Here is a 541-nt window from a genome sequence, read left to right as displayed (position 1 = left end):
TCGGTGAGCTGATTAGAGCAGCGCACGAGAGCTTCCAGCGAGAATGTCGTCTGATGCAAGGTCACCCCGCCCAGGAAGGTCTGGTGCAGGTTCACCCCGCTCAGGTTCGCCCCGCTCAGGTTCGCCCCGCGCAGGTTCACCCACGTCAGGTCCGCCCCGCCCAGGTTCGCCCCGCGCAGGTCCGCCCCGCTCAGGTCCCGCCCGATCAGGCCCGCCCCGCGCAGGTCCGCCCCGTGCAGATTCACCCCGTGCAGATTCACCCCGCGCAGGTTCATCGCGCTCAGGTTAATTCCCTTCCCGGACCCACGTCTGAGCAATTCCAGTCTCGCCGGTGGAATGCGTTCAGTGGCTTCCCTGTACCGATAATGATCTGCCTGGTGCCGAACAATTTCCTGTTCCAGAACTGCCCTGAGGTCATCGATGGTGCCACCCTCGATGGCAAAAGACTCAGACGTTGCGCCAGTTTTCACAGTAATGGTGAGGACTGAGCCGTTCTCGCCTGTATCCTCGAAAACTTCCAGATCACCGCCATGTTTCAACC

Annotated in this window: 1 protein-coding gene; it reads right to left on the bottom strand. The window is 61.7% G+C overall.

The genetic code is table 11. From position 1 onward, the window contains the following. Positions 1-541 (bottom strand): pentapeptide repeat-containing protein (locus P0D80_RS51050; protein ID WP_408296557.1); only part of this gene is annotated, 541 nt, incomplete at both ends.

Source organism: Paraburkholderia sp. RL17-373-BIF-A, assembly GCF_046030175.1.
Lineage (GTDB): Bacteria > Pseudomonadota > Gammaproteobacteria > Burkholderiales > Burkholderiaceae > Paraburkholderia.
Note: the sequence above shows the minus strand (reverse complement) of the source record. Positions and strands in the feature narration are given on the sequence as shown.